The 25,794-nt window shown below is 74.6% G+C and carries 27 protein-coding genes; 18 read left to right on the forward strand and 9 right to left on the reverse strand.

The window, feature by feature from the left end; all coding sequences use genetic code 11:
* The first annotated feature begins 2 nt into the window (after positions 1 to 2).
* The 7 genes from GKE82_RS16550 to GKE82_RS16580 are packed head-to-tail and all read left to right on the forward strand — an operon-like array spanning position 3 to position 6,922.
* On the forward strand, positions 3 to 740 hold the full coding sequence (locus GKE82_RS16550; RefSeq protein ID WP_309233656.1) for an SDR family oxidoreductase: 738 nt from the start codon (positions 3 to 5) through the stop codon (positions 738 to 740).
* 2 nt (positions 741 to 742) lie between these two features.
* Positions 743 to 1,945, forward strand: coding sequence for a thiolase family protein (locus tag GKE82_RS16555; RefSeq protein WP_154734043.1), 1,203 nt, complete (start codon positions 743 to 745; stop codon positions 1,943 to 1,945).
* Positions 1,945 to 3,102 (forward strand): acetyl-CoA hydrolase/transferase family protein, encoded by a 1,158-nt coding sequence (locus GKE82_RS16560; protein WP_154734044.1) that lies wholly within the window; start codon positions 1,945 to 1,947, stop codon positions 3,100 to 3,102. Before GKE82_RS16555 ends, GKE82_RS16560 begins: the two co-directional genes overlap by 1 nt.
* The gene (locus GKE82_RS16565; protein WP_154734045.1) at positions 3,099 to 4,031 is read left to right on the forward strand and encodes an LLM class flavin-dependent oxidoreductase; all 933 of its coding nucleotides are present in this window, start codon (positions 3,099 to 3,101) and stop codon (positions 4,029 to 4,031) included. Before GKE82_RS16560 ends, GKE82_RS16565 begins: the two co-directional genes overlap by 4 nt.
* On the forward strand, positions 4,028 to 5,203 hold the full coding sequence (locus tag GKE82_RS16570; RefSeq protein WP_107568154.1) for an acyl-CoA dehydrogenase family protein: 1,176 nt from the start codon (positions 4,028 to 4,030) through the stop codon (positions 5,201 to 5,203). The genes GKE82_RS16565 and GKE82_RS16570 overlap by 4 nt, the downstream gene beginning before the upstream one ends.
* Before the next feature lie 41 nt (positions 5,204 to 5,244).
* The gene (locus tag GKE82_RS16575) at positions 5,245 to 6,414 is read left to right on the forward strand and encodes a S9 family peptidase (RefSeq protein ID WP_154734046.1); all 1,170 of its coding nucleotides are present in this window, start codon (positions 5,245 to 5,247) and stop codon (positions 6,412 to 6,414) included.
* 40 nt (positions 6,415 to 6,454) lie between these two features.
* On the forward strand, positions 6,455 to 6,922 hold the full coding sequence (locus tag GKE82_RS16580) for a YtoQ family protein (RefSeq protein ID WP_154734047.1): 468 nt from the start codon (positions 6,455 to 6,457) through the stop codon (positions 6,920 to 6,922).
* Here GKE82_RS16580 and GKE82_RS16585 read toward each other — a convergent pair.
* Together GKE82_RS16585 and GKE82_RS16590 are read right to left on the reverse strand one after the other, a co-directional pair.
* Complete coding sequence (locus GKE82_RS16585; protein ID WP_107568157.1) at positions 6,919 to 7,419, reverse strand: MarR family winged helix-turn-helix transcriptional regulator; 501 nt, start codon at positions 7,417 to 7,419, stop codon at positions 6,919 to 6,921. The two genes, GKE82_RS16580 and GKE82_RS16585, sit on opposite strands and share 4 nt — an antisense overlap.
* Positions 7,409 to 8,992: a class I adenylate-forming enzyme family protein gene (locus tag GKE82_RS16590; protein ID WP_196189269.1), complete on the reverse strand. Its 1,584-nt coding sequence runs from the start codon at positions 8,990 to 8,992 to the stop codon at positions 7,409 to 7,411. The genes GKE82_RS16585 and GKE82_RS16590 overlap by 11 nt, the downstream gene beginning before the upstream one ends.
* Before the next feature lie 49 nt (positions 8,993 to 9,041).
* Here GKE82_RS16590 and GKE82_RS16595 point away from each other — a divergent pair, with 49 nt between their 5' ends.
* The 3 genes from GKE82_RS16595 to GKE82_RS16605 are packed head-to-tail and all read left to right on the forward strand — an operon-like array spanning position 9,042 to position 10,908.
* Positions 9,042 to 10,232 carry a MaoC family dehydratase N-terminal domain-containing protein gene (locus tag GKE82_RS16595; RefSeq protein ID WP_230316193.1) on the forward strand — a complete coding sequence of 397 codons (1,191 nt, stop codon included), beginning with the start codon at positions 9,042 to 9,044 and terminating at the stop codon, positions 10,230 to 10,232.
* Between the two features lie 32 nt (positions 10,233 to 10,264).
* Positions 10,265 to 10,501, forward strand: coding sequence for an AbrB/MazE/SpoVT family DNA-binding domain-containing protein (locus GKE82_RS16600; protein WP_309233657.1), 237 nt, complete (start codon positions 10,265 to 10,267; stop codon positions 10,499 to 10,501).
* A complete protein-coding gene (locus GKE82_RS16605; RefSeq protein WP_154734049.1) occupies positions 10,498 to 10,908 on the forward strand; it encodes a PIN domain-containing protein in 411 nt (136 codons plus the stop codon). The genes GKE82_RS16600 and GKE82_RS16605 overlap by 4 nt, the downstream gene beginning before the upstream one ends.
* Here GKE82_RS16605 and GKE82_RS16610 read toward each other — a convergent pair.
* The 3 genes from GKE82_RS16610 to GKE82_RS16620 form a co-directional block, all read right to left on the reverse strand.
* Positions 10,905 to 12,089: a LuxR C-terminal-related transcriptional regulator gene (locus GKE82_RS16610; protein WP_154734050.1), complete on the reverse strand. Its 1,185-nt coding sequence runs from the start codon at positions 12,087 to 12,089 to the stop codon at positions 10,905 to 10,907. The genes GKE82_RS16605 and GKE82_RS16610 overlap by 4 nt on opposite strands.
* Positions 12,089 to 13,159 carry a LuxR C-terminal-related transcriptional regulator gene (locus tag GKE82_RS28750; protein ID WP_230316194.1) on the reverse strand — a complete coding sequence of 357 codons (1,071 nt, stop codon included), beginning with the start codon at positions 13,157 to 13,159 and terminating at the stop codon, positions 12,089 to 12,091. The genes GKE82_RS16610 and GKE82_RS28750 overlap by 1 nt, the downstream gene beginning before the upstream one ends.
* 122 nt (positions 13,160 to 13,281) lie before the next feature.
* Complete coding sequence (locus tag GKE82_RS16620; RefSeq protein ID WP_154734051.1) at positions 13,282 to 15,093, reverse strand: long-chain fatty acid--CoA ligase; 1,812 nt, start codon at positions 15,091 to 15,093, stop codon at positions 13,282 to 13,284.
* Positions 15,094 to 15,203: 110 nt separating this feature from the next.
* On the opposite strand from GKE82_RS16620, the gene GKE82_RS16625 reads away from it, so the two are divergent.
* Positions 15,204 to 15,977: an enoyl-CoA hydratase/isomerase family protein gene (locus GKE82_RS16625; protein WP_154734052.1), complete on the forward strand. Its 774-nt coding sequence runs from the start codon at positions 15,204 to 15,206 to the stop codon at positions 15,975 to 15,977.
* A 12-nt stretch (positions 15,978 to 15,989) separates the two neighbouring features.
* Here GKE82_RS16625 and GKE82_RS16630 read toward each other — a convergent pair whose 3' ends face one another.
* Entirely contained in the window at positions 15,990 to 17,186 is a 1,197-nt protein-coding gene (locus GKE82_RS16630) for a glycerophosphodiester phosphodiesterase family protein (protein ID WP_196189270.1), read from the reverse strand.
* Positions 17,183 to 17,824, reverse strand: coding sequence for a TetR/AcrR family transcriptional regulator (locus tag GKE82_RS16635; protein WP_107568166.1), 642 nt, complete (start codon positions 17,822 to 17,824; stop codon positions 17,183 to 17,185). The genes GKE82_RS16630 and GKE82_RS16635 overlap by 4 nt, the downstream gene beginning before the upstream one ends.
* 75 nt (positions 17,825 to 17,899) lie before the next feature.
* On the opposite strand from GKE82_RS16635, the gene GKE82_RS16640 reads away from it, so the two are divergent.
* From GKE82_RS16640 to GKE82_RS16655, 4 genes are read left to right on the forward strand one after another with little or no spacing between them, the layout of a single operon-like run.
* Positions 17,900 to 19,099, forward strand: coding sequence for a cytochrome P450 (locus GKE82_RS16640; protein WP_154734054.1), 1,200 nt, complete (start codon positions 17,900 to 17,902; stop codon positions 19,097 to 19,099).
* Positions 19,096 to 20,457, forward strand: a complete 1,362-nt coding sequence (locus tag GKE82_RS16645) for an aldehyde dehydrogenase family protein (protein ID WP_309233659.1) — start codon at positions 19,096 to 19,098, stop codon at positions 20,455 to 20,457. The genes GKE82_RS16640 and GKE82_RS16645 overlap by 4 nt, the downstream gene beginning before the upstream one ends.
* The gene (locus GKE82_RS30890; RefSeq protein WP_154734055.1) at positions 20,450 to 21,205 is read left to right on the forward strand and encodes an SDR family oxidoreductase; all 756 of its coding nucleotides are present in this window, start codon (positions 20,450 to 20,452) and stop codon (positions 21,203 to 21,205) included. Before GKE82_RS16645 ends, GKE82_RS30890 begins: the two co-directional genes overlap by 8 nt.
* Positions 21,206 to 21,215: 10 nt before the next feature.
* The gene (locus GKE82_RS16655; RefSeq protein ID WP_154734056.1) at positions 21,216 to 22,283 is read left to right on the forward strand and encodes a hypothetical protein; all 1,068 of its coding nucleotides are present in this window, start codon (positions 21,216 to 21,218) and stop codon (positions 22,281 to 22,283) included.
* Between the two features lies 1 nt (position 22,284).
* Here the strand turns inward: GKE82_RS16655 and GKE82_RS16660 are convergent, their stop codons facing one another.
* Entirely contained in the window at positions 22,285 to 22,836 is a 552-nt protein-coding gene (locus tag GKE82_RS16660) for a TetR/AcrR family transcriptional regulator (protein ID WP_154734057.1), read from the reverse strand.
* 69 nt (positions 22,837 to 22,905) lie between these two features.
* Here GKE82_RS16660 and GKE82_RS16665 point away from each other — a divergent pair, with 69 nt between their 5' ends.
* The 3 genes from GKE82_RS16665 to GKE82_RS16675 are packed head-to-tail and all read left to right on the forward strand — an operon-like array spanning position 22,906 to position 24,663.
* Entirely contained in the window at positions 22,906 to 23,925 is a 1,020-nt protein-coding gene (locus GKE82_RS16665) for an LLM class flavin-dependent oxidoreductase (protein ID WP_154734058.1), read from the forward strand.
* Positions 23,918 to 24,307 (forward strand): MaoC family dehydratase N-terminal domain-containing protein, encoded by a 390-nt coding sequence (locus GKE82_RS16670; protein ID WP_107568173.1) that lies wholly within the window; start codon positions 23,918 to 23,920, stop codon positions 24,305 to 24,307. The genes GKE82_RS16665 and GKE82_RS16670 overlap by 8 nt, the downstream gene beginning before the upstream one ends.
* Positions 24,304 to 24,663 carry a MaoC/PaaZ C-terminal domain-containing protein gene (locus GKE82_RS16675; protein WP_107568174.1) on the forward strand — a complete coding sequence of 120 codons (360 nt, stop codon included), beginning with the start codon at positions 24,304 to 24,306 and terminating at the stop codon, positions 24,661 to 24,663. Before GKE82_RS16670 ends, GKE82_RS16675 begins: the two co-directional genes overlap by 4 nt.
* On the opposite strand, the gene GKE82_RS16680 is transcribed toward GKE82_RS16675, so the two are convergent.
* A complete protein-coding gene (locus GKE82_RS16680) occupies positions 24,641 to 25,783 on the reverse strand; it encodes an acyl-CoA dehydrogenase family protein (protein ID WP_154734059.1) in 1,143 nt (380 codons plus the stop codon). The genes GKE82_RS16675 and GKE82_RS16680 overlap by 23 nt on opposite strands.
* Positions 25,784 to 25,794 lie beyond the last annotated feature (11 nt).

Below are 25,794 nucleotides of genomic sequence, written 5' to 3' on the forward strand. Positions count from 1 at the left end.
ACGTGCGTGGACTGGACGGGCGGATCGCCCTGGTGACGGGTGCGGGTGCGGGTGTGGGCGAGGCCGTCGCCCGCCGGCTCGCGGAAGAGGGCGCGCGCGTCGTGCTCGCCGACCGCGACGGGGAGGCCGCGGCGCGCGTCGCCGCGACGCTCCCGGGCGACGCGATCGGCGTCGCCTGTGACGTGGCGTCGCCCGACGACGTCACGCGGGCGGTGGAGACCGCGGCGGGCCTCACGGGCACGATCAACGTCGTCGTCTGCATTGCGGGCAACTCGCGCCCGGCGATGCTGAAGAACCTCGACGAGGAGACCTTCGGGTCGGTCCTCGACGTGCACCTCGGCGGCACCTACCGCACGGTCCGCACCGCGCTGGCGTACCTGCCCGACGACGGCACCGGCCGGATCATCACGACGACGAGCGCCGCGGGCCAGACCGGCACGATCGGCCAGGCCAACTACGCGGCGGCGAAGGCCGGGATCATCGGCTTCACGAAGTCCTGCGCCAAGGAGCTCGCGCGCCGGTCGATCACCGCCAACGCCGTCGCGCCCCTGGCGGCGACCGCGATGACCGAGAAGGTCCGCACCGACGAGAAGCTGGCCAAGCTCACGCTCGCCCGGATCCCGCTCGGGCGGTTCGCCGAGCCGTCCGAGGTGGCGGGGACGTTCGCGTTCCTGGCCTCCGACGACGCCGCGTACATGACCGGCCAGGTGCTGGCGGTCGACGGCGGGACGGTGATCTGACGATGGCCGCCACCACCGTCCGCTCCCCGCTCCTGGACGCCTCGCGCGAGGTCGTCGTCGTCGACGCGGTCCGCACCGCGATCGGCCGGTCGCACCCCGAGAAGGGCGCCTTCCGCGACACGCACGCCGCCGACCTGCTCGAGGCCTGCCTCGTCGCGCTGGTCGACCGCAACGGCCTCGACCCCGCCGCGGTCGACGACGTGATCGCGGGCTGCACCGCCCCGTTCGGCGAGCAGTCGCGCAACATCGCGCGCAACGCCTGGCTGCAGGCCGGCTATCCGCCGAGCGTGCCCGGCATCCAGATCGACCGGCGCTGCGGCAGCGCGCAGTCGGCGGTCTCCTACGCCACCGCGATGGTCGCCTCCGGCACCCACGAGCTGGTCATCGCGTCCGGCGTCGAGCACATGCAGCACGTGCCGATGCCGTCGGTCGCCGAGACCGAGAGGCTCTACGGCGCCGCGTGGACCGAGAAGCTCACGTCGCGCTACGACGTGCAGGGCCAGGGCTGGAGCGCCGAGGAGATCGCGGTGCGGTGGGACATCTCCCGCGAGGAGATGGACGCGCTCGCGGTCGAGTCCCACGCGCGCGCGGTCCGCGCGACCGACGAGGGACGGTTCGCGGGCGAGATCGTCCCGCTGACCACGCCGCACGGCGTCGTCGACGTCGACCAGGGGATGCGCCCGGGGACGTCGATGGAGTCCCTCGCCGGGCTGAAGACGCCCTTCCGCCCCGAGGGCGGGCGCGTCACCGCGGGCACCTCGTCGCAGATCTCCGACGGGGCCGCGGCGGTGCTGCTGGCCTCGCGGGCGACCGCGGAGCGCCTCGGCCTGCGCGTGCGCGCCCGCGTGGTCGACCACGTGACCGTCGGCGTCGACCCGGTGCTCATGCTCACCGGCCCGATCCCGGCGACGCAGAAGCTCCTGGCGCGCACCGGGCTCACCGTCGACGACATCGACCTGTTCGAGTGCAACGAGGCGTTCGCCTCGGTCGTCCTCGCGTGGGCGCGCGAGCTGCAGCCCGACATGTCGCGGGTGAACGTCAACGGCGGGGCGATGGCGCTCGGCCACCCGGTCGGCACCACCGGTGCCCGGCTGTTCGCCACGATCCTCAACGAGCTCGAGCGCACCGGCGGCGAGCTCGGGCTCACCACGATGTGCTGCGGGGGCGGGCAGGGCGTCGGCTCGATCATCCAGCGACTGCCCTGATGGCCGTGGACCTCGACCTCACCCGCTGGCTGCGGCCCGGCGACGGGGTCGTGGTCGGCAACCTGTCCGCGGAGCCCTTGCCGCTGGTGCGCGCGCTCTGGCGCTCCGGTGTCCCGGACCTCGAGGTGTTCCTCGGCATGTCCCTGCACGACCACGCGGCCGACGTCCCGGACGGGATCCGCGTGCGCTCCTACGGGGGCCTCGGGCGCACCGGCCGGATCCCGGGGCTCGAGGTCGTCCCCACGAACTACTCGGCGCTCCCGCGCGCGTTCGCCGAGGGCCTGGTCCGCGCCGACGTCGTGCTCCTGCAGGTCACCCCGCCCGACGCCGACGGGCGCTGCGCGCTCGGGGTCGCGGCCGACTACCTGCCGGACGCGATCGCGCACGCCCGCGTGGTGATCGCGCAGGTCAACGCCCGCCTGCCGCGCGTCGGCGGCGCCACGATCCCCTTCGACGCGATCACCCACGCGATCGAGCTCGACGAGCCCGTGCACGAGCTGCACGTCCCGGCGCCCGGCGAGGTCGAGCGCGCGATCGCCGCGCACGTCGCCCCGCTCGTGCGCGACGGCGACACGCTCCAGATGGGGATCGGCGCGCTCCCCGACGCGATCCTCGCCGCACTCCACGACCGCGCGGACCTCGGCGTGCACAGCGGCATGATCACCGACGGGGTGCTCGACCTGATCGAGGCCGGCGTCGTCACGGGTGCGCGCAAGCCGACGGACACCGGCCTCACGGTGACCGGCGCGCTCGTCGGCACCCGGCGGCTGTTCGACGCGGTCGACGGGCGCGACGACGTCGTCCTGCGGACCGTCAGCGCGACCCACGCGGCGGCGCGACTGGGCGCGGTCGGCCGGCTCGTCGCGCTCAACGGCGCGCTCGAGGTGGACCTCGACGGCAACGCCGGCTGCGAGTCGATCGACGGCCGGCCGATCGGGGCGATCGGCGGCCAGGGCGACTTCCTCCGCGCCGCCGTCGCCAGCGGCGGCGTCGGCGTCGTCGCACTCCCCGCCGCCCGGATCGTCGAGCGGCTCCACGGCCCCGTGAGCACCGCGCGGGCGGACCTCGACGTCGTCGTGACCGAACACGGTGTCGCGCACCTGCGCGGCCACACCCCGACCGCGCGCCGACGCGCGCTGCAGGAGATCAGCGGATGACGAACACCGACGCGACCCGCCCACCCTGGGCCGGGATCGGCCTGGCCCTGCCCACCATCGACGCGTTCGGCAACGGCACCCCGGTCGTCGAGGCCGCCCGCGCCGCGGAGGCCGCCGGCCTCGACCACGTCTGGGTGCCCGACCACCTGCTCTTCCACCGGCCGGTGCTCGAGGCGATGACCGTCCTGACGACGGCGGCCGCGGTCACCGAGCGGATCACGGTCGGCACCGCGATCCTCAACCCGACGCTGCGCCCGGTCACGCTGCTCGCCAAGCAGCTGGCCACGGTGCTGGCGCTCGCGCCCGACCGGCTGCTGCTCGGCGTCGGCCTCGGCGGCGAGTACGAGCCCGAGTTCCGCGCGGTCGGCATCGACCGCAAGGAGCGCGGCCGCCGGCTCGACGCGGCGCTGGACCTGCTGCCGCGCCTGCTGTCCGGCGAGGCGGTGAAGGCCGACGGGATCCTGCCGGTCGACTGCGACGGCCTCGCCCCCGTCCCCGCCTCCGGGATGCCGCCCGTGCTGGTCGGCGGCCGCTCCGAGGCGGCGCTGCGGCGCGCCGCGCGCGTCGGCGACGCCTACTTCCCGATGTGGATGGACCCCGCCGACGTCGCGACCGCGCGCGACCGGCTGGCCGAGCTCGCGGCCGAGCACGGCCGTCCCGCACCGGGGGTCTGCCTCGTCGCGTTCGTGAACGTCTGCGAGGACCCGGCGGTCGGCGCCGAGCAGGCCGCCGAGCACATCCGGCGCCAGTACGGCATGCCGTTCCACCTCGTCGAGCAGTGGGCGCTGATCGGCGGCGTGTCGCAGATCGCGCAGCGCGTGCAGGAGTACCGCGACGCCGGCGTCGACGGCTTCTCGCTCTCGCCCGCACACCCCCATCCCCTGACCCAGATCGACGGTGTCGCCGCCGTCCGGGAGGCCCTCGCGTGAAGCGCTCCGTCTACACCGCCGACCACGACGACCTGCGCGAGAGCTTCGGACGCTTCCTCGACGCCGAGGTGGTCCCCCACTACGACACGTGGGAGCGGGAGGGGCGCGTGCCGCGCGAGGTGCTCCGGCGCGTCGGCGAGCTCGGCTTCTACGGGCTCGCCGTGCCGGAGGAGTTCGGGGGCGCGGGCGCGGACGACTTCCGCTTCAACAGCGTCCTCAACGAGGAGGCGACCGTCCGCGGGCTGAACGCGTTCTCGCTGTGCATCACGATGCAGAACGACGTCGCGCTGCCGTACGTGCTGGAGCTGTGCAGCCCCGAGCAGCAGGCGCGGTGGCTGCCGGGGATCGTCTCCGGCGACCTCGTGCTGGGCATCGCGATGACCGAGCCGGGCACCGGCAGCGATCTCGCCGGGATGACGACGAAGGCGCGGATCGACCCGGACGACCCCGACCACTACGTCGTCGACGGGTCCAAGACGTTCATCACCAGCGGCCTCAACGCGGACCTCGTGATCACCGCCGTGCGCACCGGCACGACCGGCACGCACGCCGACATCAGCCTGCTGATGGTCGAGACCGGCGCGACGCCCGGGTTCAGCCGCGGGCGCAACCTCGAGAAGCTCGGCCAGCACGCGCAGGACACCGCCGAGCTGTTCTTCGACGGTGCCCGGGTGCCGCGCGAGAACCTCATCGGCGCCGAGGGCGACGGCTTCCGCCACCTCACGCACAACCTGCCGCAGGAGCGCCTGTCGATCGCGGTCGGCGCGGTCGGCGCCGCGCAGGGCGCGCTGGACCGCACGCTCGAGTACGTGCAGGACCGCACCGCGTTCGGCCGGCCGGTGGGCACGTTCCAGAACTCGCGCTTCACGCTCGCGCACTGCCGCACCGACCTCGACGTGACGCGCGCGTTCGTGGACCGCTGCCTGGAGGCGCACGTCGCCGGCGAGCTGACCGCCGTCGAGGCCGCGCAGGCGAAGTACTGGGCGTCGGAGATGCTCGGTCGCGTCACCGACGAGTGCCTGCAGCTGCACGGCGGCTACGGCTACATGACCGAGTACCCGATCTGCCGCGACTACGCCGACGCCCGCATCCTGCGGATCTACGGCGGCACGACCGAGATCATGAAGGAGATCATCGGCCGCGCGATGGGCCTGGGGGATCCGCGCCCCTGAGCCGCGGGCACATACCGAACGCCTGCTAGGTTCCTCGCGCGATGAGCCCGACGGCCCCGACCCTCGAGACGCCGGACGGCGTCGTCGCCACCCACGGCCTGCCGGAGGTGTCCGAGCTCGACCTGCTGTCGCGGGCGCTGCACGCCGGCTCCGTCGTCAGCGACGTGGCCCTGCGGACCGCGGTCGCCACCGCGGTCACCGCGGCGTCGATCCCCGGCGGCGCGCTCACCTGGGGGCGCAAGGAGCGCGCGAACCTCGCGTTCCACGCCGACCTCGCGCGCACCGCGACCGCCGAGGAGGTGTTCGTGCGGCCGCCGCGCGGCGTGCCGGTGGTCGAGCGGCTGAGCTCCAGCGGCCTGCCCGAGCTGCCCGGCGGGCGCGCGCGCAACCTCCAGTTCACGAGCCCGTACGTCGCGCGCAACCCGGCGATGCGCGCCGACTACGCCCGCCACCGGCGCAACGGCGTCGGCTGGGCGCAGCACTGGCGCCACGACGACGGCCCGCGCCCGACGCTCTGCGTGATCCACGGCTTCGGGGCGGCGCAGTACTGGTTCAACAGCGCGTTCTTCTCGCTGCCGCAGTTCTTCGCGCAGGGCTGGGACATCCTGCTCTACACGCTCCCGTTCCACGGTCCGCGCGGGGCGACGCGCCGCAACCTCATCAACGGCTCCGAGGTCTTCAGCCACGGCTTCGCGACGTTCAACGAGGCGATGATCCACGCGGTCCACGACTTCCGGATCCTCGTCGACCACCTCGAGGCGCTCGGCGCGCCGCGGATCGCGCTCACCGGGCTGTCGCTGGGCGGCTACACGAGCGCGATGGTCGCGACGGTGGAGGACCGCCTCGACGCGGTGATCCCCAACGCCCCGGTGACGAACCTGCCGGTGCTGCTGCGCGAGTGGGTCCCCGCCGGGGTCGGGATCGGCCTGCTCGGCGCGCTGCACGGGGCGGGCCGCGAGCAGCTCGACGCGGCGCTGGCGGTCCACTCGCCGCTGAGCTACCCGCCGGTGATCCCGCGCGAGCGGCTGATGATCATCGGCGGTCTCGGCGACCGGCTCGCCCCGCCGCAGCAGAGCGTCGACCTGTGGGAGCACTGGGGCCACCCGCGCCTGCACTGGTACCGCGGCAGCCACGTCATGCACTTCAGCCGCGGCGCCTACCTCGACGAGATGCGCGAGCTGCTCGGCCCGCCGCTCTCCGTGGCGGCCTGAGCCGGGCGTGCGCGCACGGCCCACCGGGTAGGTCTGCGGCATGTCCTGGACGGTCTACCTCTCCGGCGAGATCCACACCGACTGGCGCGAGCGCATCGAGCGCGGCTGCGCCGACGCCGGCCTCGAGCTCACCTTCTACGGCCCGGTCACCGACCACGCCGCCTCCGACGACTGCGGTGTCGCGATCCTCGGGCCGGAGGGCAAGCCGTTCTGGAAGGACCACCTGGGCGCGGGCGTCAACGCGATCCGCACCCGCTCGCTGCTGGAGGCCTCCGACGTGGTCGTCGTCCGCTTCGGCGAGCAGTACCGGCAGTGGATCGCGGCGTTCGACGCCGGCTACGCGGCCGCGCTGGGCAAGCCGCTGATCACGCTGCACCCGGAGGAGCACGACCACGCGCTCAAGGAGGTCGACCGGGCGGCGCTCGTCGTCGCGCGGGAGCCCGAGCAGGTCGTGGACGTGCTGCGCTACGTCCTGGACGGGACGCTGCCGGCGCGGCCCCAGGCCTAGGTCAGGTCGCCGGTCGCCCGGCGCATCGCGCGCAGCGACCCGGTCAGCTCGCCGACGGTGGTGTCGTCGACCGGGCCGAGGCCGAACCCGGCGGCCGCCGCGTCCTTCGTCGCGCGCTTCAGCAGTGCGCGCCCGCTCCGGGTGAGGACGGCGAGCGTCGTGCGGCGGTCGGTCGGGTGCGGCTCGCGCGTGACGAGCCCGCGCTGCTCGAACTGGTCGACGAGCTGGGTGATCGTCGTCTGGTGGACCATCAGGTAGCGGGACAGGTAGGAGAGCCGGCGGGCGCCGCCCGGTGACAGCTGCAGGGTGACGAGGACGAGGTACTGCGTCCGCGTCAGCTCGTGCGGGCGCAGCGCCGCCTCGAAGCCCTGGACGGCGACGGCGTGGGCGCGCATCAGGGAGGCGGCGGCGGCGAACCGCTCCGCCTCGGGGAGTCCCTGCTCCTCCCAGCGCTCGCGGACCCACTCGACGGGGTCGGGCTCGGGCTCACGCGCCATCGCGAGGGAAGATCGCCCGCAGGCGCTTCTTGTCGGCCTTGCCGGCGTCGGTCATGGGGAGCTCATCATCGCTCAGCCACCAGGCGCTCGGCACGCTGAACGACGCGAGCCGCTCGCGCGCGTACGCGGTGAGCGCCTCGACGTCGGCGGTCGCGCCCGGCCGCAGGCGCACGGCGGCGGCGACCTCCTCCCCGAGGTCGGGGTGCGGCAGGCCGACGACGGCGACGTCGGCGACGTCCGGGTGCTCGTGCAGGACGCTCTCCACGTGCGGGGCGGCGATGTTCTCTCCCCCGCGGATGACGATGTCCTTGGAACGGCCGGTGATCGAGAGGCGCCCGTCGACGAGCCGTCCGAGGTCGCCGGTGTGCACGAAGTGGTCGGCGTCGATGATGCCGGCGGTCGCCTCGTCGTCCCGCCAGTAGCCGAGCATCTGCCCGGGGGTGCGGGCGAGGACCTCGCCGACCCCGTCGGCGTCCGGCTCGGCGATCACGAGCTCCACGAGCGGCAGCGGCGCGCCCGTCGTGCCGGGGTGCTCGGCCATCAGGCGACCGGACGCGGCGGCGAGCGTGCCGCTGGTCTCCGTCATCCCGTACACGTTGGTCACGCGCCGTCGCGTGTTCGGGAACGCCTGCTGGATCCGCTCGAGCAGCTCGGGGGAGACCGGTGCGCCGCCGAGCGGCACCGACCGCATGCTCGACAGGTCGCGCTCGCCGATCGACGGATGCTCCAGGACGCGGATCGTCATCGTGGGGATCGCTCCCCACACCTCGACGCGGTGCCTCTCGATCACCTCGAGCACCTGGCCCGGGTCGAACCGCCCCTCCAGGAAGCAGAGCTTGCCGCCGCCGAGCAGCGCCAGGCCGAGCGCCTGCAGCCCCCCGATGTGGAAGAGGGGGCCGGTGAGCAGTGACACGAAGCCCGCGTCGTCGGGCAGCGTGTGCGGCAGCCGCCGGGACACGGCGAGCGACTGGTGCATCGTGGCGATCCAGGACCGGTGGGCGAGCGTGGCGCCCTTCGGCAGCCCGGTGGTGCCGGCGGTGAAGACGATCAGCGCCGGGTCGGTCTCGTCTCCCTCGAGGGCGAGCTCGCCGAGCGCGGCCGCCCCGCCCGTGGCGCCGTCGACGATCGGCCGCAGCGTCGCGACGTCGATCGTGGGCGTGCCGGCGGCGACCTTCTCGAGCCGGCGCGCGTCGCCGATCACGAGCGTCGGCTCGACCAGGCGCAGCGCGTGCTCGACCTCCTCCTCGCTCCACCAGCCGTTGCCGGGCGCGACGATCGCGCCGACGGCCAGCCCGGCCCACAGCGACACGACCCACTCGGGCGAGTTCGCGGCGAGGATCAGCACGCGGTCCCCCGGGCGCACGCCGTGGTCCTCGCGCAGGTGCCGGGCGACGGCGCCGATCGCCGCGAAGGTGTCGTCGAACGTCAGCTCCCGCTCGCCCTGCACGAGGTGGACCTTCCCGCCCCAGCGGGCGGCGTCGAGCAGCAGCTGCGGCAGCCGCCGACGGCGCTGCGCGTACACGAGGAACGGGTCCTCCCGGACGACCTCGTCGCCCCACTCGAAGCGGCTCATGGCAGAAAGTCTACATGTCATTGGTTGGGCACTAGAGTATTCTCGGGACATGGCCGCTGACACCGAAGCCCGGATGCCCGAAGCCCGCCTGACCGAGGAGCTCATCGAGCGGATGCGCGCCCGTGCCGGCACCGACCTGCGGATCGAGCACTCCACCAACAACGAGGAGGCGACCCGCATCGCGGTCGCGAAGTTCGCCGCCGGCATCGGCGACATCAACCCGCTGTGGACCGACGCGGACTACGCGCGGGCCTCGCCCTACGGCGCGCCCGTCGCCCCGCCGAGCTTCTTCATCGGCTGCTTCAGCGGGATCCAGTTCGGCTGGCCGGGCCTCGGCTCGTTCCACAACCTCACCCGGGTGACCTTCCGCAAGCCGGTCTACATCGGCGACACCGTGCACGCCACGTGCACCTACGAGGGCTTCACCGGCCCGCGACCGTCGAACTTCGCGGGCGACATGGTCACCGACCTCTTCACGAACCGCTACCGCAACCAGGACGGCGAGGAGCTCGCGCAGATCCACTGGGAGGTCGTGAACTTCGAGCGCGCGACCGCGAAGGAGAAGACCGCGGACAAGGCCTCGAAGGGCTCCGGCCCGACGCTGCCGCACGAGTGGGCGCCCGAGGACGTCGAGCGCATCGAGGCGCAGGTCCTCGCCGAGCGGCCCCGCGGCGCCACCCCGCGCTACGCCGAGGACGTCGCGGTCGGCGACCACGTCGACACGCTGACCAAGGGCCCGATCGGCCTCACCGACGAGATCGCGTTCGTCGTCGGCGGGGGCACCCCGATCCCGCGCCTCAGCGCCCACGCGGTCGCGCTGCACTCCTACGCCAAGCACCCCGCGTGGTCGTTCCGCGACCCGGAGACCCACGCGCAGGAGCCGATCTACTCCGTGCACTACAACAAGCACGCGGCCCGCGCGATGGGGGTCGGCTACCCGTACGACGTCGGCTTCCAGCGCCAGGCCTGGCAGATCCACCACCTCAGCCACTGGTGCGGCGACCACGGCTGGATCGTCAGCTGCGAGTCGCGCTACCGCCGCTTCGTGTTCCTCTCCGACGTCGTCGAGCTGTCCGGCACCGTCACGGGCAAGCGCGTCTCCGACGGGGGCGAGCACCTGATCGACATCGAGACCCGCGCGGTCAACCAGCGCGGGGAGGACGTCATGCCCGGGAAGGCCACCGTGGCCCTCCCGAGCCGGGGCGACGCGTCGTCGCCCGCGGCGCGCCGGGCGCGGTGAGTGGGTGGCAGCCCGATGGTAGGCTGCTGCCAGTGCAGACCACGATCGACTCCGCCGGCCGCATCGTCGTCCCGAAGGCCCTCCGGGACGAGCTCGGCCTGACGCCGGGCAGCACGGTGGACATCTCCCGCTACGGCGCCGGTCTGCAGCTCGTCCCGGGGGGACGGACCGCCAGGATCGTCGAGCGCGACGGCGTCCCGGTCGTCACGGGCGAGACGCGCCTGGACGACGAGACGCTGTTCGGCCTGATCGACGCCGGGCGACGCTGAACGTGCTGGCGCTCGACACGAGCGTCGCGATCGCCCTGCTCGTCGAGACCGGGGACGCGCACGCCAGCGCGATGCGGTGGCTCGACGGGCGCGAGGCGTGCCTCTGCGGACACGCCTGGGTGGAGACCTACTCGGTGCTCACCCGACTTCCGGGCGACCTGCGAGTGGCGCCCGCGGACGCCGCGGCACTGCTGCGCCGGCGCTTCGCGGCTCCGCTCACGCTCCGGGCGGCGACCGCGCGCCGCGTCCCCGACCTGCTGGCGCCGCTCGGCCTCGGCGGCGGAGCCGTCTACGACGCCCTCGTGGCGCTCGCGGCGAAGGAGCACGGGATCGTCCTCGCCACGCGTGACGCGCGTGCCCGCCCGACGTACGAGGCGGTCGGCGCCCGCGTGGAGATCGTCGTCTAGTCGAACGTCCCGCCGAGGTACCGCGAGATCGCCTCGGCGCGGTTGACCGCCCCGAGCTTGCGCAGGATGTGCTTGACGTGGGACTTCACGGTCCCCTCCTTGATCACCAGGCGCTCGGCGATCGCGCCGTTGGCCAGGCCGCGCACCATCAGCTGCAGGACCTCGCGCTCGCGCTCGGTCAGCAGCGCGTCGATCTCCGCGCGTGGGACCGGACCGTCCCCGTCCCCGGCGGCGGGCTGCTCCTCGCGGCTGCGGGTCGGGTCGCGGACGAGCTCGAGGTCGGCGGTGGCGAGCGAGGCCATCATCTCCTCGGCGAGGTCGAACGTCTCGTGGATCTGCGAGCGCTGCGCCTGCAGCCGCTCGATCAGCACGGCGCGCTCGTAGAGCCGCCCGAAGCCCTCCGCGAACGCCCAGAGCGCGTAGCGGTCGGTCTCGTCCACGGGGCGCTGGCTGGGCATGTGGTCGGCGTGGAGGAAGCCGACGACCCGACCGGCCGGGATGATCGGGGCGACCACGTAGGAGCGGGTCCGGCCGGCGGCCACGATGCCGGCGTGCACGCGCGGGTCGGCGGTCGCGTCGAGCACGAGCGCGGGGCGGCGCTGCTCGAGCACCTCGCGCTCCAGCGGCGCCTCGTCGAGGTCGATCCGCACGCCGTCCATCCAGGTCGCGAACGTGGCCTCGGCGTCGCGGTCCTCGTCGAAGCGGACCTGCCACGGCTGCCAGGTCGTGCCCTCGACGCGGCTGAGCATCGCGCGACGGAAGCCGCAGGAGCGCACGACCTGCTGGCAGGCGCGGTCCAGCAGCTCGTTCGGCGAGGTGATGCCGCGTAGCTCGGCGAGGCCGCGCTCGACGTCGGCGTCGAGCTGCGCGCGCAGGCCCACGACGCGGGCCTGGGCCTCCGCGGCGAGGTCCTGGGTGGCGAGCGCCGCGCGCAGCAGGCGCTCGGCGCGCTCGTCGAGCGCGGGCCGGTCGGCGAGCGCGGCGCGCAGTGCGGCGACCACCGGCGGGAGCCCGTTGGCGAGCGCCCCCGGGTTGGTGTCGTCGGGCAGCAGCGCGGCGGCGTCGGGGCCGAGCGCGCGGGTCACCAGCCGCCGGACGGTCTCCAGCCGGTCCGCGGCGGCCTGCTCGCCGCGGCTGCGCCCGTCGCGCTCCCGCCGTGTCGGGTCCTGGACGAGGGCCATCAGAGCCCGGCCCGCCGCTCGCGGTGGACCATGTGCAGGTAGCGCGAGACGGCCTCGGCGCGGTTGGCGACCCGCAGCTTGCGCAGGATGTGCTTCACGTGGGACTTCACCGTGCCCTCGCTGATCACGAGCCGTTGCGCGACGCCGGTGTTGGTCGCGCCCGAGGCCATGAGCTCGAGCACCTCGCGCTCGCGCGCGGTGAGCAGCCCGTCGATGCGGGTGGCGGGCCGGGCGGTCGCCGCGGCGCGGGCCCCGCCGGCGCCGGGCGCGGCGATCGGCTCGTGCCGGACCAGGTCGATGTCCTCCGTGCACATCTCGTCGATGCGGCGCGCCGCACGGGCGAGCGCCTCCTGCAGGCGGGTGCGCTGCTCCTCCAGGCGCTGCACGAGCACCGCGCGCTCGAACAGGAGCGCGAAGTTCTCGGTGAAGAGCCACAGCGCGTCGCGGTCCTCGGCGGTGAGCGCCCGGCCCTGGCCGAAGGCGTCGGCGTGGAAGAAGCCGATCACCCGGCGCGTGGAGAGGATCGGTGCGGCGACGTAGGACGGCGAGCGGGAGACGTCGACGATCGCCTTGAACGTGCGTTCGTCGGTGGGCGGGTCCTCGACGATCGTGGGCATCCGGCGGCGCACGAGCTCGGTCTCCATGAGCATGTGCGCGAGCGGGATCTCCGCCTGCTCGATGTAGCTGCGGAACGCGTCGCCGCCCTCGGGGTCCGAGCCCTCGGCGATGTGCAGCACCTCGGGCACCCACATCGATCCGCGTACGCGGGAGATCATCACGCGCGTGAAGCCGCACGCCTCCGCCACGGCGCGCGGCGCGTTCTCGATCAGCGCCTGCGGCGTGTTCGCCTCGTCGCGCAGCCGGCCGAGCGCACGGTGGGTGCGCAGCAGCGCGTCGAAGCGCGCCTCGATGCCCTCCCCGGCGGCGCGCCGCTCGGCCTCGTCGTGCGCCACGAGCGCGTCGAGGCGGGCCAGTGCGTCGGTGACGTCGACCGGCGCGGCGGCGTCGAACGACCCGCGTAGCTCCTCTCGACCCTGATTCCCGGCCGCGGCCGGAACGGCGATGCCCATCCGTCTCTCCCTCCCCGGAGGTACCTCCAGGGGAGCGTACCCGGACAGGCTGTCCGGGCGCCAGTGGGAACCGGCGGCCGCCGTCGCGGCGCGCTGCGCCGAGCCGGCGGCCGCCGCGCCGCTCAGCCGTACAGCCCGGCGATGACGTCCGCGTACTTCTCGTCGATGACCTTGCGCTTCATCTTCATCGTCGGGGTCAGCTCGTCGCCGCCGGGCACCCAGGCGACCGGCAGGACGGTGAACGCCTTGAGCTGCTCGACGCGCGCGAGCTTCGCGTTGCCGCGCTCGACCGCCGCCGCGATCTGCGCGTGGATGTCGGCGTGCTCGGCGAGCGCCGCGATGTCGGTGGTGTCGATGCCGCGGTTGGCCGCGTAGGGCACGACGGTCTCGGGGTCGAGCACGATCAGGGCCGTCACGTACTGGCGGGCGTCGCCGATCGCGACGACCTGGGCGATGAGGTTCGACTCGCCCTTGATCGTCATCTCGATGTGCGCCGGGCTCATGTTCTTGCCGGCAGCGTTGATGATCAGCTCCTTCTTGCGGTCGACGATCCGCAGGTAGCCGTCCTCGTCGGCCTCCGCGATGTCGCCCGAGTGCAGCCACCCGTCGGCGTCGACCGCGTCCGCCGTCTTCTCCGGGTCCTTCCGGTAGCCGCACATGACGTTCGGCCCCTTGACGAGGATCTCCCCGTCGTCGGCCAGCCGCACCTGCACGTTGGGCAGGTGGTAGCCGACGCTGCCGAGCTTGATGCGCCCGTTCGGCGGGTTGGACGTCGAGAGCACGCACTCCGACATGCCCCAGAGCTCGGCGACCCGGACGCCGATCGCGTGGAAGAACTCCAGCACGACGTAGGGGGTCGGGGCGGCGGCGACCGCCGACCACTCGAGCTGGTCCATGCCGAGCTTCGCGCGGAACTTCGACAGCACGAGCTCGTCGGCCTGCTCGAACGCCGCCTGCTGCTCGGCGGTCGGCTCCTCGCCCGCCTGCTCGGCCCGGACCTTCGCGAGTCCGGCGTCGAGCGCGCCCTGCATGCCGGCCTTGCGCCCCGGGTCCTGCTCGCCGTCGATCGCGGCGAGGATCGCGCCGCGCAGCTTCTCGTAGATCCGCGGGACGCCGAAGAACCGCGTCGGGCGGGTCATCGCCAGCGCCGCCGCCAGCTGCGTCGGGTCCGGCACGCACGTGATCGAGTACCCGTACGCCAGCGACGCGTAGTGGCTGATGTACCGCTCGGCGATGTGCGCCATCGGCAGGTACGAGACGACCCGGCCGGCCTCGCTGACCGGGCACAGCAGGTTCATCGAGTCGAGCCCGAACAGCAGGCCCGCGTGCGTGTGCTGCACGCCCTTCGGCGCGCCGGTGGTGCCCGACGTGTAGACGATCGTGCACACCGCGTCGCCGCCGACCGCGCGCCACGAGGCCTCGAAGTCGAAGCCGTCGGGGGCGTCGAGCGCCTCGAGCTCGGCGAGCGTGAGGTCCGCGTCGCCCCCGTCGACGGTGATCACCCGCTGCACGGTCGGCGCGCCCGCGACCGCCTCGCGGACCACCGGCAGGAACGCCTCCTCGGTGACGAACACCGTGGCGTCGGAGTTGTGCAGCAGGCCGGTCGTGACCGCCGCGGGGTTCGTGTTGTACACGGAGAACGGCGTCGCCCCGAGGTGCAGCACGGCGGTGTCGAGCAGGTGGAACTCGGGGCGGTTCGTCAGCTGCAGCGCGACTGTGTCGCCGGGGCCGACGCCGAGGGAGGCGAGGCCGGTGGCGATCGCCTGCACCCGCCGGCCGTAGTCGCCGTAGGTGAGGACGCCGCTGCCGTCGGGGAGCTGCAGGGCCGTGCGGTCCGGGTGTGCGCCGACGCGGTGCTGGAAGGCCGCGCAGAGCGAGTCGAAGCGCAGCGGGGACTCGACGAACGAGGTCGTCGGGGCATCGGTCATGGACATGACGCGACCGTACGTCCCGTCCGCGGCGGCGCGATATGCCTCGCCGGGGGATGCGCGCCCCTCCTTGGGGGGGACGACCGCCCTGCGGCCCGCTTCTAGCGTCCCGCCCGATGAGCACCGACACCGCCGCCGTCGTCCGCGCCACCGTCGAGGACCGGGTCCTCGAGATCGTGCTGGACCGCCCGCCCGCCAACGCGCTCGGCGCCCCGATCGTCGACGGCCTGACCGCCGCGATCGCGCGCCTGGCGGACGACGACGTGCGGGCCGTGCTCGTGCGCTCGGCGGTGCCGGGCTACTTCGCCGCCGGCGCCGACATCAAGCAGATGGGCACCCTGGACGGCCCGTCGTTCGCCGCCTACCGCGACGCGCTGCGCCACCCGCTCGAGGCGCTCGCCGCCTCCCGGGTCCCGTCGGTCGCGGCGATCGACGGGCTCGCGCTCGGCGGCGGGCTGGAGCTGGCGATGGCCTGCACGCTGCGCCTGGCGACGCCCGCGTCGACGCTCGGGCTACCGGAGGTGAAGCTCGGCCTCATCCCCGGCGCGGGCGGCACGCAGCGGCTCACGCGCGTCGCGGGCCGCGGCGTGGCGCTCGACCTCATGCTCACCGGCCGCAGCGTCGACGGGACCGAGGCGCACCGGCTCGGCATCGTCGACCGGCTCGTGGACGGCGATGTCGTCACCGAGGCCCGGGAGCTCGCGCGGGGCCTGGCAGCGTCGAGCGCCCCGGCGGTCGGCTCGATCATCGCCTGCGTCGACGCGGCCGCGGGCGACGCCGCCGCCGGCATGGCGTTCGAGGGCGAGGAGGTCGTGCGGATGATCACCGAGGGGGAGGCCCCCGAGGGCATCGCCGCGTTCCTCGAGAAGCGCCGCCCGGTCTGGGCCTGACGCCGCCCGCGCTCAGCGCAGCGTGATCGCGCGCGTGCTCGCGCGCCCGCCGACGACCACCCGGGCCGTCAGGCGCAGCGGCACGCGGGCCGCGCGGACGAGCCGGCGCCCGGCGGCGGTCAGCGCGAGCAGCCGCCGCCGCTCGCCGCCGCGCGCCAGGCGCACCGTCCCGCGCGCCACCACGGTGCGGCCGCGGCGCAGCGTCACGGTCGCGCGCGCCGCGCCGGGCGCGCGCAGCAGCACGGCGACGCCGCCGCGGGCGAGCACCTGCGCGCGGGTGCGCCGCGGGAAGCCGACGGTCGCCCCGCGCGGGACGGCCGCGACCGGCGCGGCGACCTGCGCCGGGAGGCCGAGCGCGCGGCGGGCGAGCGGCACGTCGTCGGTGATCAGCGCGTCGACGCCGACCGCGGCGGCGGCCCGCACCTGCGCCTCGGTGTTCAGCGTGTAGGGCACGACCTTCAGGCCCAGTGCGCGCGCCTGCGCCATGTAGGCGGCGGTCGGCACCGAGCCGGGGGACACCCAGTCGTAGCCGCGGGCCGCGGCGAGCGCGGGGCCGAGCGCGTCGGCGACCGCGAGCGTCAGCAGCGAGGTCTGCACGCCGGGCAGCACGCGCCGCGCGGTCTCGAGGTTCGACGGGTCGAAGCTCTGGACGATGAGCCGTTCGCCGGGCAGGTCGGCTGCGACGACGTCCGCCATCACCGCTTCGGCGAACGCCTCGCTGCCGGGCACGTAGCCGGGGTCGCCGGGGATGCGCTTGATCTCGAGGTTCACCGACCGTCCCGTCTCGCGCGCGAACGCGAGCACCGCGCGCAGGCGCGGCACCCGGATCGCGGGCGTCGCCGGGGCGGGCACGAGCGTCTCGCTCACCCCGAGCACGTCGACGCGGCACGCCTCGATCTCGACGGCGGTCCGGTCGGGCACGGCACCGGAGCAGTCGGTGGTGCGGTCGAGCGTCGAGTCGTGCAGCACGAACGGCACGCCGTCGCGGCTGACGACCGCGTCGAGCTCGAGCCACGCGTCGGGGTGCACGGCGGCGGTGTGACGGAAGGCCTCGAGCGTGTCCTCCGGGCGGACCGGCACGCCGAGGTCGAGCGCCCCGCCGCGGTGCGCGTGGATCGTCGGGGGCGCGGCGTCCGCGGCGGGCGGGCCGGCGGACCCGGCCCCGGCGAGGCCGAGCGCCAGCCCCGCGGCGAGCGCGGCGCGCCTCACGTGCCCGCCCCGCGCGTGAGCGCGCCGATCCAGATCTCGCCCGCGACGCGGCCGAGCGTCGCGATGTCCTCCTCGCCGGGCTCGCGCGCGGCGAGGCCGAGCCGCGTGTAGGCGAGCTGGTCGAGGACCGCGCCGAGCGCGTCGGCGAGCACGTCGACGTCGGTGGTCCGCAGCTCCCCGGCGGCCTGCAGGCGCCGCAGCCAGCCGGCGATCCGGTCGACGTACTCGCGGCGGCGCTGCAGCCAGATCTCGTCGAGGCCGTCCTCGTGGCTGACGGCGAGCTCGCGCAGCACCCGCAGCGTGCGGCGGTGCGCGGCGTAGACGCGGAAGAACTCGGTGTTGCGCGCGACGATCGCCTCGGGGTCGACGGTGCTGTGCTCGGTCAGCGGGCCGGTGGCGGCGAGCAGCGCGTCCAGCGGCCCGGCGAGCGCCTCCAGCAGGAGCGTGGTCTTGTCGGGGAAGTGCCGGTAGAAGCTCGCCGGTGACATGCCCGCCTCGGCGGTGATGTCGGCGATGCGGGTGGCCGCGTACCCGTCCCGCCCGAAGCAGGTCGCGGCGGCCTCGAGCAGCCGGGCGCGCGAGGCACGGCCGCGCGCGTTCTGCGTGCGGGCGGCAGGGGCGTCGGCGGGGCTCGGCATCGCGGCAGCTTGACAGACCCGCCCGGCTCCTGCGAATGTGACGTCGCATTCGCAAACCGGGGAGCGGGAGAGACGATGACGACGACGGCCAGCGCGATCGACCTGATGGACCTCGACCCGTTCGTGCGCGGCGAGGACGGCGAGCTGTTCCGCCGCCTGCGCGACGAGGACCCCTGCCATTGGAACGACGAGGAGGACGGTCCCGGCTTCTGGTCGCTCACCCGCTACGAGGACGTCAAGGCCGCCGGCTCGGACTGGCAGACGTTCTCCAGCGCGCAGGGCACGCAGATTCAGAGCCGCCGCGCCGAGGGCCACGGCAAGCCCTCGATCCACAACATGGACCCGCCGCGCCACAAGCTCCTGCGCGGCCTGCTCACCTCCGAGTTCGCGCGCCAGAGCGTCGAGCGGATGGAGCAGCGCGCCCGCGACGTCGTCGGCGAGCACCTCGACCGGCTCGTCGCGCACGGCACCGCCGACCTCGTCGAGACCGCCACCATGCAGATCCCGATCCTCGTCTTCGCGACGATGCTCGGCGCCCCGAACGAGGACGCCCACCGCCTCCTGGAGTGGACCAACGTGATGTCGGGACAGACCGACCCCGAGTACGTCGCCGACCCCGGGGTCGTCGAGCGCGTGCGCCACGAGGTCTTCGACTACTTCCACGCCCTCACCGAGGCGCGCCGCGCCGACCCGCAGGACGACCTCATCAGCGTCCTCGTCACCGCCGAGGTCGAGGGGCAGCGCCTCGAGCGCGACGAGCTCGACCCGTACTACCTCGTGCTGCTCGTCGCCGGCAACGAGACGACGCGCAACATGATGACCGGCAGCGTCCTGCTGCTCGACGAGAACCCCGGCGAGTGGGAGCGCCTGAAGTCCGGGCTCGTCCGCCCGCGCGAGGCGATCGAGGAGATCGTCCGGATGGTCTCCCCGATCGTCTGCATGCGCCGCACCGCCACCCGCGACGTCGAGCTGCACGGCCGCCAGGTGCGCGCCGGCGACAAGGTCGTCCTCTGGTTCACCTCCGCCAACCGCGACGAGCGGGTCTTCGACGACCCCGACGCCCTGCGCCTGGACCGCAGCCCCAACAAGCACCTCGGGTTCGGCTGGGGGCCCCACTTCTGCATCGGCTCGCACCTCGCCCGGCTCGAGGGCGAGATCCTGCTGGAGGAGCTCCTGCGCCGCGGCATCGAGATCGACGTCACCGGCGCGCCGACGCGGCTGCGCTCGAACTTCTTCCGCGGCATCAAGAAGCTGCCCGTCGCGGTGTCGGCGTGATCCCCGTCGTGGACCCGAGCACCGAGGAGGTGCTCGGCGAGGTCCCCGAGGCCGGGCCCGCCGGCGTCGACGCCGCCGTCGCGCGGGCGCGCGCCGCCTTCGGGCCGTGGGCGGCCACGCCGCTCCAGCAGCGCCTCGCCACGCTCGATGCGCTCGCCGCGGCGCTCGAGGAGCGCGCCGCGACGATCGGCCACACGCTCGCCCGCGAGATGGGCATGCCCCTCGCGCAGGCGACCGCCGTGCAGGCCGCGCTGCCCGTCGGCGTGCTGCGCGCCACCGTCGCCTCGGCCCGCCGCTTCCCGTTCGAGACCACCGAGGACGGGGCGCTCGTGCTGCGCGAGCCCGCCGGAGTCGTCGCGGCGATCACGCCGTGGAACTTCCCGCTGCACCAGATCGCCGCGAAGCTCGGTCCCGCGCTCGCCGTCGGCTGCACCGTGGTGCTCAAGCCGTCGGAGCTCGCGCCGCTGTGCGTCGGCGAGCTCGTCGCCGCCGCCCGCGACGCGGGCCTCCCCGACGGCGTCCTGGAGGTCGTGCACGGCACCGGCCCGGTCACCGGCCGCGCGCTCGTCGAGCACCCGGACGTCGACGTCGTCTCGTTCACCGGCTCGCTCGCCGCCGGCCGCGAGATCGGGGCCGCCGCGGGCCGCGCGATCCGTCGCGCGTGCCTGGAGCTCGGCGGCAAGTCCCCGCTCGTCGTGCTGCCGGACGCCGACGTCGAGGCCGCCGTGCGCCACGCGGTCACCCGCTGCTGCTTCAACAGCGGGCAGGCCTGCAACGCCCCGACCCGGCTGCTGCTCCCCGCCGAGCGGGCGGCCGACGCGACCGCGCTCGCGGGTGAGGTCGCGCGCGGCCTGCGCGTCGGCCCCGCGCTGCAGGACGGCGTCGACGTCGGCCCCGTGATCAGCGCCGCCGCGCGCGACCGCCTGCGTGGCGTGCTGCGCGCCACCGAGGCGACGCTCGTCGCCGGGGGCCCCGACGACCCGCCCGACGTGCCCGACCGCGGCTTCTGGGTCGCGCCGACCGTGCTCGCCGACGTGCGGCCCGGCATGCGCGTGCACGACGAGGAGCTGTTCGGCCCCATCCTGTCCGTCACGACCTACACCGACGAGGAGGACGCCGTGCGCCTCGCCAACGCCACTCCGTACGGCCTGTCGGCCGAGCTCTACGGGACCGACCCGGACGCGATCGACCGCGTCGCCCGCCGGCTGCGCGCCGGCCAGGTGAAGGTCGGGGGCGTGAGCGCCCGCGCGACGCTCGGCGCCCCGTTCGGCGGCTACGGCCTCTCCGGGCTCGGTCGCGAGCTCGGCACCTTCGGCCTGGAGGAGTTCACCGAGGTCAAGGCGGTGCTCGGTGTCTGAGCCCTACCTCGTCACCGGCTGCGCCTCGGGCATCGGCCGCGAGGTCACGACCGAGCTGCTCGCCGCCGGGCACGCCGTGATCGGCCTCGACGTCGCGGGCGAGGGACCCGACGGCGCCGACGTCCGCGCCTGCGACCTCAGCGACGCGGCCGCGGTCGACGCCGCGGTCGCCGCGCTGCCGGACCGGCTCGCGGGCGTCGCGTCGGTCGCCGGGGTCCCGGGCACGCACCCGCCTGCCCGCGTGCTCGCCGTCAACCTGCTCGCGCCGCGGCGGCTCGGCGCCGCCCTGCTGCCCCGCATCGCGGCCGACGGCGCGATCGTCCACGTCGCCTCCGTCGCGGCGGGCCGCAGCGACCGCGGCGACGACGACGTCCGCACCGTGCTCGGACTGCCGGACGAGGACGCGCAGGCGTGGCTGGCCCGCGAGGCGCTCGCCGGCAGCTCGACCTACGACTTCACGAAGAAGGCGCTCGTCGCGCTCGCCTGCATCCAGGCCCGCGACGGCCTCGCCCACGGGGTGCGGTCGCTGTCGGTCTCGCCCGGCCCGACGCACACGCCGATCCTCGCCGACTTCGAGGCGACGATGGGCGCCGACCGCATGAGCGCGGCCGCGCAGGTCGTCGGCCGTCACGGCCGCCCCGACGACATCGCCCCGCTGATCACGTTCCTGCTCTCGCCCCGCGCCCGCTGGGTCAACGCCGTCGACGTGCGCGCCGACGGCGGCCTGCTGGGCACTCGCAACCTCTGAGGAGATCCCGATGCTCACCGCCGCCGACGAGTGGCACGTCCACCAGACCCCCGAGCCGCTCGCGTCCTCGGGCACCGACCGCAACTTCTACGACCGCTCGTACTTCGGGGCGTTCCGTGCCGAGGACGGCCTGATCGTCGCCGCCGCGTTCGGCATGTACCCGAACCTCAACATCGCCGACGCGCACCTCACGGTCGTGCGCGACGGCGTGCAGCACTGCCTGCACGCGTCCAAGACGCTGCACTCCGACCGGGCGACGCTCGCGGTCGGCCCGGTGTCGATCGAGGTCGTCGAGCCGCTGCAGGAGCTGCGCCTGGTCGTCGACGACGGCACGCTCGCCGCCGATCTGCGCTTCCGCGGCCGCCACTTCCCGATCGAGGAGCCGCGCTTCATCCACCGCTTCGGGCCGCGCGCGTTCATGGACTACACGCGCATGAGCCAGGCCGCGGACGTCACCGGCACCGTGACCGTCGACGGCGAGACGCTGACGCTCGACGGCGTCGACGGGCTGCGCGACCGCTCGTGGGGGATCCGGCCGGTCGGCCTCCCGGACCCGACGCCGTTGATGCCCCCGCGCGACCCGCAGTTCTTCTGGCTGTGGACTCCGGTGCACCTGCCCGACCGCACCCTGTTCTTCCACGTCAACGCCGACGCGGAGGGCCGGGCGTGGAACACGCGCGCGGTGCTCGTCCCGCACGGCGCCGCGCCCGAGGACCACGTGCACGCCCACGGCCGCATGACGCTGGAGCTGCACCCGGGCACGCGGTGGGTCTCCGGGGCGCAGCTCGAGGTGCAGGCCGACGACGGCACCGACCTGCGACTCGCGTACACGCCGCGCGCGCACCTGGAGATGCAGGGCCTGGGCTACCGGCACCCGACCTGGACGCACGGCACCCCGCACGGGGAGTTCGAGCTCGGCCACGAGCGCATCGCGCTCGACCACGAGGAGCACGGCGCGCTGCACCGCTGGCATCGCCAGCTCCTGTGCGACGTCGCGGTCGACGGCCGGCAGGACGCCGCGTCCGGGGTGCTCGAGCACCTCGTCATCGGCCCGTACCGGCCGCTGGGACTGACCTGAGTCAGCGGGCGACCGCGTCGAGCGCGCCGAGCGCGTGCGCGACGAGGCGCTCGTGCGTGCCCGGGTCCTCGAGCAGCTTCGGCGGCCAGAGCACGACGGAGTGCAGCAGGCCGATCGCCGCCTGCACCGCGACCGCGACGTCGGTGGGGTCGGCGTGCGGGTGCACGCGCGCGACGACGTCCTCCCAGCGCTCCGCGTGCGCGCGGGTGCGGCCGGTGAACATCTTCCGCCAGGGCTCGACGAGCGAGCGGTGCTCGTGCGCGTAGATCGCGACGAGCTCGCGGTGGCCGACGACGAACCGCGCGTGGTGGCGCACGAGGAAGTCGAGCTCCTCCTGCGGGGTGTCGAACATCCCGGTGGTCTCGACCGCGACCTTGTCCATCGCGTCGTTGAAGAGGGTCGCGAGGATCTCGTCCTTGCCGGCGAAGTGGTGGTAGATCGCCGGGCCGCTGACACCGACGCGCTTGCCGATCTCGTCGACGCCGACGCCGTGGAAGCCCTTCTCCCGGAACAGCCCGGCGGCGGTGGTGAGGATCTCGGTGCGTCGGTCCATGCGCGCAGCAGTCTACCGCCGCCCCCACTGACCTGAACGATCGTTCAGGAGATCGGCTATGGTCGGGACATGGCCACCAGGGGCATCACCGTCCTGCGAGGGGGCGTCGAGTCGGTCGCCGCGACCGCCGCGGCGGCCGAGCGCGCCGGCTTCGCCACCGCCTGGACGCCGGAGTTCTACACGCGCTCCGCGATCGTCACGCTCGCCCGCATGGCGACCGTCACCGCCGACGTCCGACTCGGCACGTCGATCGCCTACGCGACCGGCCGCTCGCCGCTGATGCTCGCCACCGAGGCCCGGTCGCTCGACGAGCTCTGCGGCGGCCGGCTCGTCCTCGGGCTCGGCACCGGCACCAGGCGGATGATGGAGGACTGGCACGGCCTCGACGGCGCGGCCCCCGCCGTGCGGATGGAGGAGCTCGTCCCGCTGCTGCGCTCGATCTGGCGGCTGCACGAGGAGCCCGTCGCCCACGACGGCCGCTTCTACCGCACCCACCTCGTGCCGACCGCGGAGACCACCGCCCCGGTCCGCCCGGACATCCCGGTCTACACCGCCGGGGTCAACCCGCGCATGATCGAGGTGGCGGGCCGGGTCGGGGACGGCCTGCTCGGCCACCCGCTGTTCAGCCGTCCCTACCTCGAGGAGGTCGTGCGGCCCGCGATCGACCGCGGCCGCGAGAAGGGGGAGCGCCCCGACGCGCCGGTCGAGCTCTGCGGCGTGCTGATCTGCGCGGTGCACGACGACGCCGACCGCGCCCGGCGCGAGGCCGCGGCCCAGCTGGCGTTCTACTGCGCGCCGAAGACCTACGGCCCGCTGCTCGAGGCCAGCGGCTTCGGGGGCGTCGGCGAGCGGGTGCGTGCAGCGTTCGCCGCGAAGGACTTCGCCGCGATGGCCGCGGCGGTGCCCGACGAGATGGTCGACGCGATGGCCGCCGCGGGCACGGCCGCGGAGGTCCGCGCGCGCGTCGCGCAGGCCGAGGCCGAGTTCGACCACGTCATCACCTACCCGCCGAGCTTCGGACTGACCGAGGAGCGCTGCGACGAGCTCGCCGCCGCCCTCGTCGACGAGCTGGCTCCCGGCCGTGGCTGACGCGTCCCACATCGGCCTCGAGATCGACCGGTTCAGCTTCCCGGTCGAGGCGGGCAAGCTGCGCGAGTGGGCGGTCGCGGTCGGCGGGCAGGACGTCGAGACGGTCCCGCTGACGTTCGCCGCGGTCGCCTCGCACCACCGCGACCAGGCGGCGATGGTCGCCGCGCTGGACCTCGACATCCGCCGCGTGGTCGTCGGCAGCGTCGACTGGGAGTACCGCGCCCCGGTCCGCGTCGGTGACACGCTGACCGGCGCCCGGGTCGTCACCGGCGTGCGGACGAACGACCGCGGCATGACCTTCATCACGATCGAGACCGCCCTGCGCCGCGCCGACGGCGAGGTCGCGATCGTCCAGACCGACACGGTGATCGAGCTGCCATGAGCCCGACCTTCGAGGAGACCACGCCGCCCGTCACCCGCACGCAGATCGTGCGGTTCGCGGGGGCGGCCGGGGACTTCAACCCGATGCACCACGACGAGCCGTTCGCGCAGGCCGCCGGCGAGGAGACGGTCTTCGCGATGGGCCAGCTCACCGCGGCGATCCTCGGCGAGGCCGTCGCCCGGTGGCTCGGCCGCGACGCGATCACGGGCTACGGCGTGCGGTTCGTCGGCAAGGTCGTCCCCGGCGACGTCCTGGTCCTGCGCGGCACCCCGGCCGACCAGCCCGGCCGCTACGACCTGACGGTCACCCGCGAGTCCGACGCCACCGTCGTCCTCACCGGCTGGGCCACCCACTAACCCCGCCCCCGCCCCCCGCCCCTCGCCGCTGAACAGGGAGTTCTTCGCCCTGAGGGCGAACAACTCCCTGTTCGACCGCGGGCGGGGGGGCGGGGGTTAGGTGAGGGGGAGGGCGTCGGCGATGCGGTCGTCGTAGGTTCCGGCGTCGCCGAACAGGGGGGCCGTCGCTCTTCGCGCGCTTGAACAGCAGCTGCAGGTCGTGCTCCCAGGTGTAGCCGACCGCGCCGTGGAGGAAGAGGGCCTTGTCGGCGACGAACGCCGCGGACCGCGCCGCGCGCGTCTTGGCGACCCACGCGTCGGTGGCCGCACCCGGCTCGTCCTCGCCGACCGCCCAGGCCGCGTACTGGACGACGACCCGCGTGCCCTCGATCGCGGTGAGCATGTCGGCGGCCGTGTGCTTGACCGCCTGGAACGACCCGACGGGCACGCCGAACTGGACGCGGTCGGTCACGTAGGCGACGGTCAGGTCCAGCAGCCGCTGCGCGGCACCGAGCGCGTCGGCGGCGACGAGCACCGCCGCGTGCGCCGCGAGCCCGGTCGACGTCGCGCCCGCGTCGACACCGGCGACGTCGCCGAGCGCGCGGGTGCGGTCGGCCAGCGGCCGCGGCGTCACCGTCGTCGCGGATGCCTCGTGCGTGCGGCCGTCGGGCGCGACGAGCACGTCGGCGAGCGGGGCGCCGAGCACGCACGTGGCGGCCCCGGCGACGTCGGTCGGCCGGTCGCCGCCGACGAGCAGCGCGCCGGTCCGCTCGCCGCCCGCGAGCGCCGCGAGCAGGTCGGCGTCACCGTCGGTCTCGTGCAGGGCGAGGGCGGCGAGGATCGTCGCGTAGAGGCCGTCGGCGGGGACCGCGCCGCGGCCGAGCTCCTCGGCGAGGATCGACAGCTCGAGCAGGCCGCCGCCCTGGCCGCCCGCCTCCTCGGGCACCCCGATGCCGGTCCAGCCCTGGGCGACCGCCACGTCGTGCGCGGTCCGGTGGTCGACGTCGGGCAGGTCGGGGTCGAGCACCTGCTCCCGCACGCGGGGCAGGGCGAGCTCACGGTCGACGACGCCGCGGACGGCCTCGCGGAGGAACTGCTGCTCGTCGGAGTACGAGAGGTCCATGCCGGGACCGTAGCGCATCCGCCCTAACG

It is taken from the genome of Conexibacter sp. W3-3-2 (genome assembly GCF_009707605.1).
Classification (GTDB): domain Bacteria; phylum Actinomycetota; class Thermoleophilia; order Solirubrobacterales; family Solirubrobacteraceae; genus Paraconexibacter; species Paraconexibacter algicola.

Coding starts and splice junctions, on each gene's coding strand:
- GKE82_RS16555 (WP_154734043.1), top strand. CDS start 743: ATGGCCGCCACCACCGTCCGCTCCCCGCTCCTGGACGCCTCGCGCGAG.
- GKE82_RS16560 (WP_154734044.1), top strand. CDS start 1,945: ATGGCCGTGGACCTCGACCTCACCCGCTGGCTGCGGCCCGGCGACGGG.
- GKE82_RS16565 (WP_154734045.1), top strand. CDS start 3,099: ATGACGAACACCGACGCGACCCGCCCACCCTGGGCCGGGATCGGCCTG.
- GKE82_RS16575 (WP_154734046.1), top strand. CDS start 5,245: ATGAGCCCGACGGCCCCGACCCTCGAGACGCCGGACGGCGTCGTCGCC.
- GKE82_RS16580 (WP_154734047.1), top strand. CDS start 6,455: ATGTCCTGGACGGTCTACCTCTCCGGCGAGATCCACACCGACTGGCGC.
- GKE82_RS16585 (WP_107568157.1), bottom strand. CDS start 7,419: ATGGCGCGTGAGCCCGAGCCCGACCCCGTCGAGTGGGTCCGCGAGCGC.
- GKE82_RS16590 (WP_196189269.1), bottom strand. CDS start 8,992: ATGAGCCGCTTCGAGTGGGGCGACGAGGTCGTCCGGGAGGACCCGTTC.
- GKE82_RS16595 (WP_230316193.1), top strand. CDS start 9,042: ATGGCCGCTGACACCGAAGCCCGGATGCCCGAAGCCCGCCTGACCGAG.
- GKE82_RS16610 (WP_154734050.1), bottom strand. CDS start 12,089: ATGGCCCTCGTCCAGGACCCGACACGGCGGGAGCGCGACGGGCGCAGC.
- GKE82_RS28750 (WP_230316194.1), bottom strand. CDS start 13,159: ATGGGCATCGCCGTTCCGGCCGCGGCCGGGAATCAGGGTCGAGAGGAG.
- GKE82_RS16620 (WP_154734051.1), bottom strand. CDS start 15,093: ATGTCCATGACCGATGCCCCGACGACCTCGTTCGTCGAGTCCCCGCTG.
- GKE82_RS16625 (WP_154734052.1), top strand. CDS start 15,204: ATGAGCACCGACACCGCCGCCGTCGTCCGCGCCACCGTCGAGGACCGG.
- GKE82_RS16635 (WP_107568166.1), bottom strand. CDS start 17,824: ATGCCGAGCCCCGCCGACGCCCCTGCCGCCCGCACGCAGAACGCGCGC.
- GKE82_RS16640 (WP_154734054.1), top strand. CDS start 17,900: ATGACGACGACGGCCAGCGCGATCGACCTGATGGACCTCGACCCGTTC.
- GKE82_RS16655 (WP_154734056.1), top strand. CDS start 21,216: ATGCTCACCGCCGCCGACGAGTGGCACGTCCACCAGACCCCCGAGCCG.
- GKE82_RS16660 (WP_154734057.1), bottom strand. CDS start 22,836: ATGGACCGACGCACCGAGATCCTCACCACCGCCGCCGGGCTGTTCCGG.
- GKE82_RS16665 (WP_154734058.1), top strand. CDS start 22,906: ATGGCCACCAGGGGCATCACCGTCCTGCGAGGGGGCGTCGAGTCGGTC.
- GKE82_RS16675 (WP_107568174.1), top strand. CDS start 24,304: ATGAGCCCGACCTTCGAGGAGACCACGCCGCCCGTCACCCGCACGCAG.
- GKE82_RS16680 (WP_154734059.1), bottom strand. CDS start 25,783: ATGCGCTACGGTCCCGGCATGGACCTCTCGTACTCCGACGAGCAGCAG.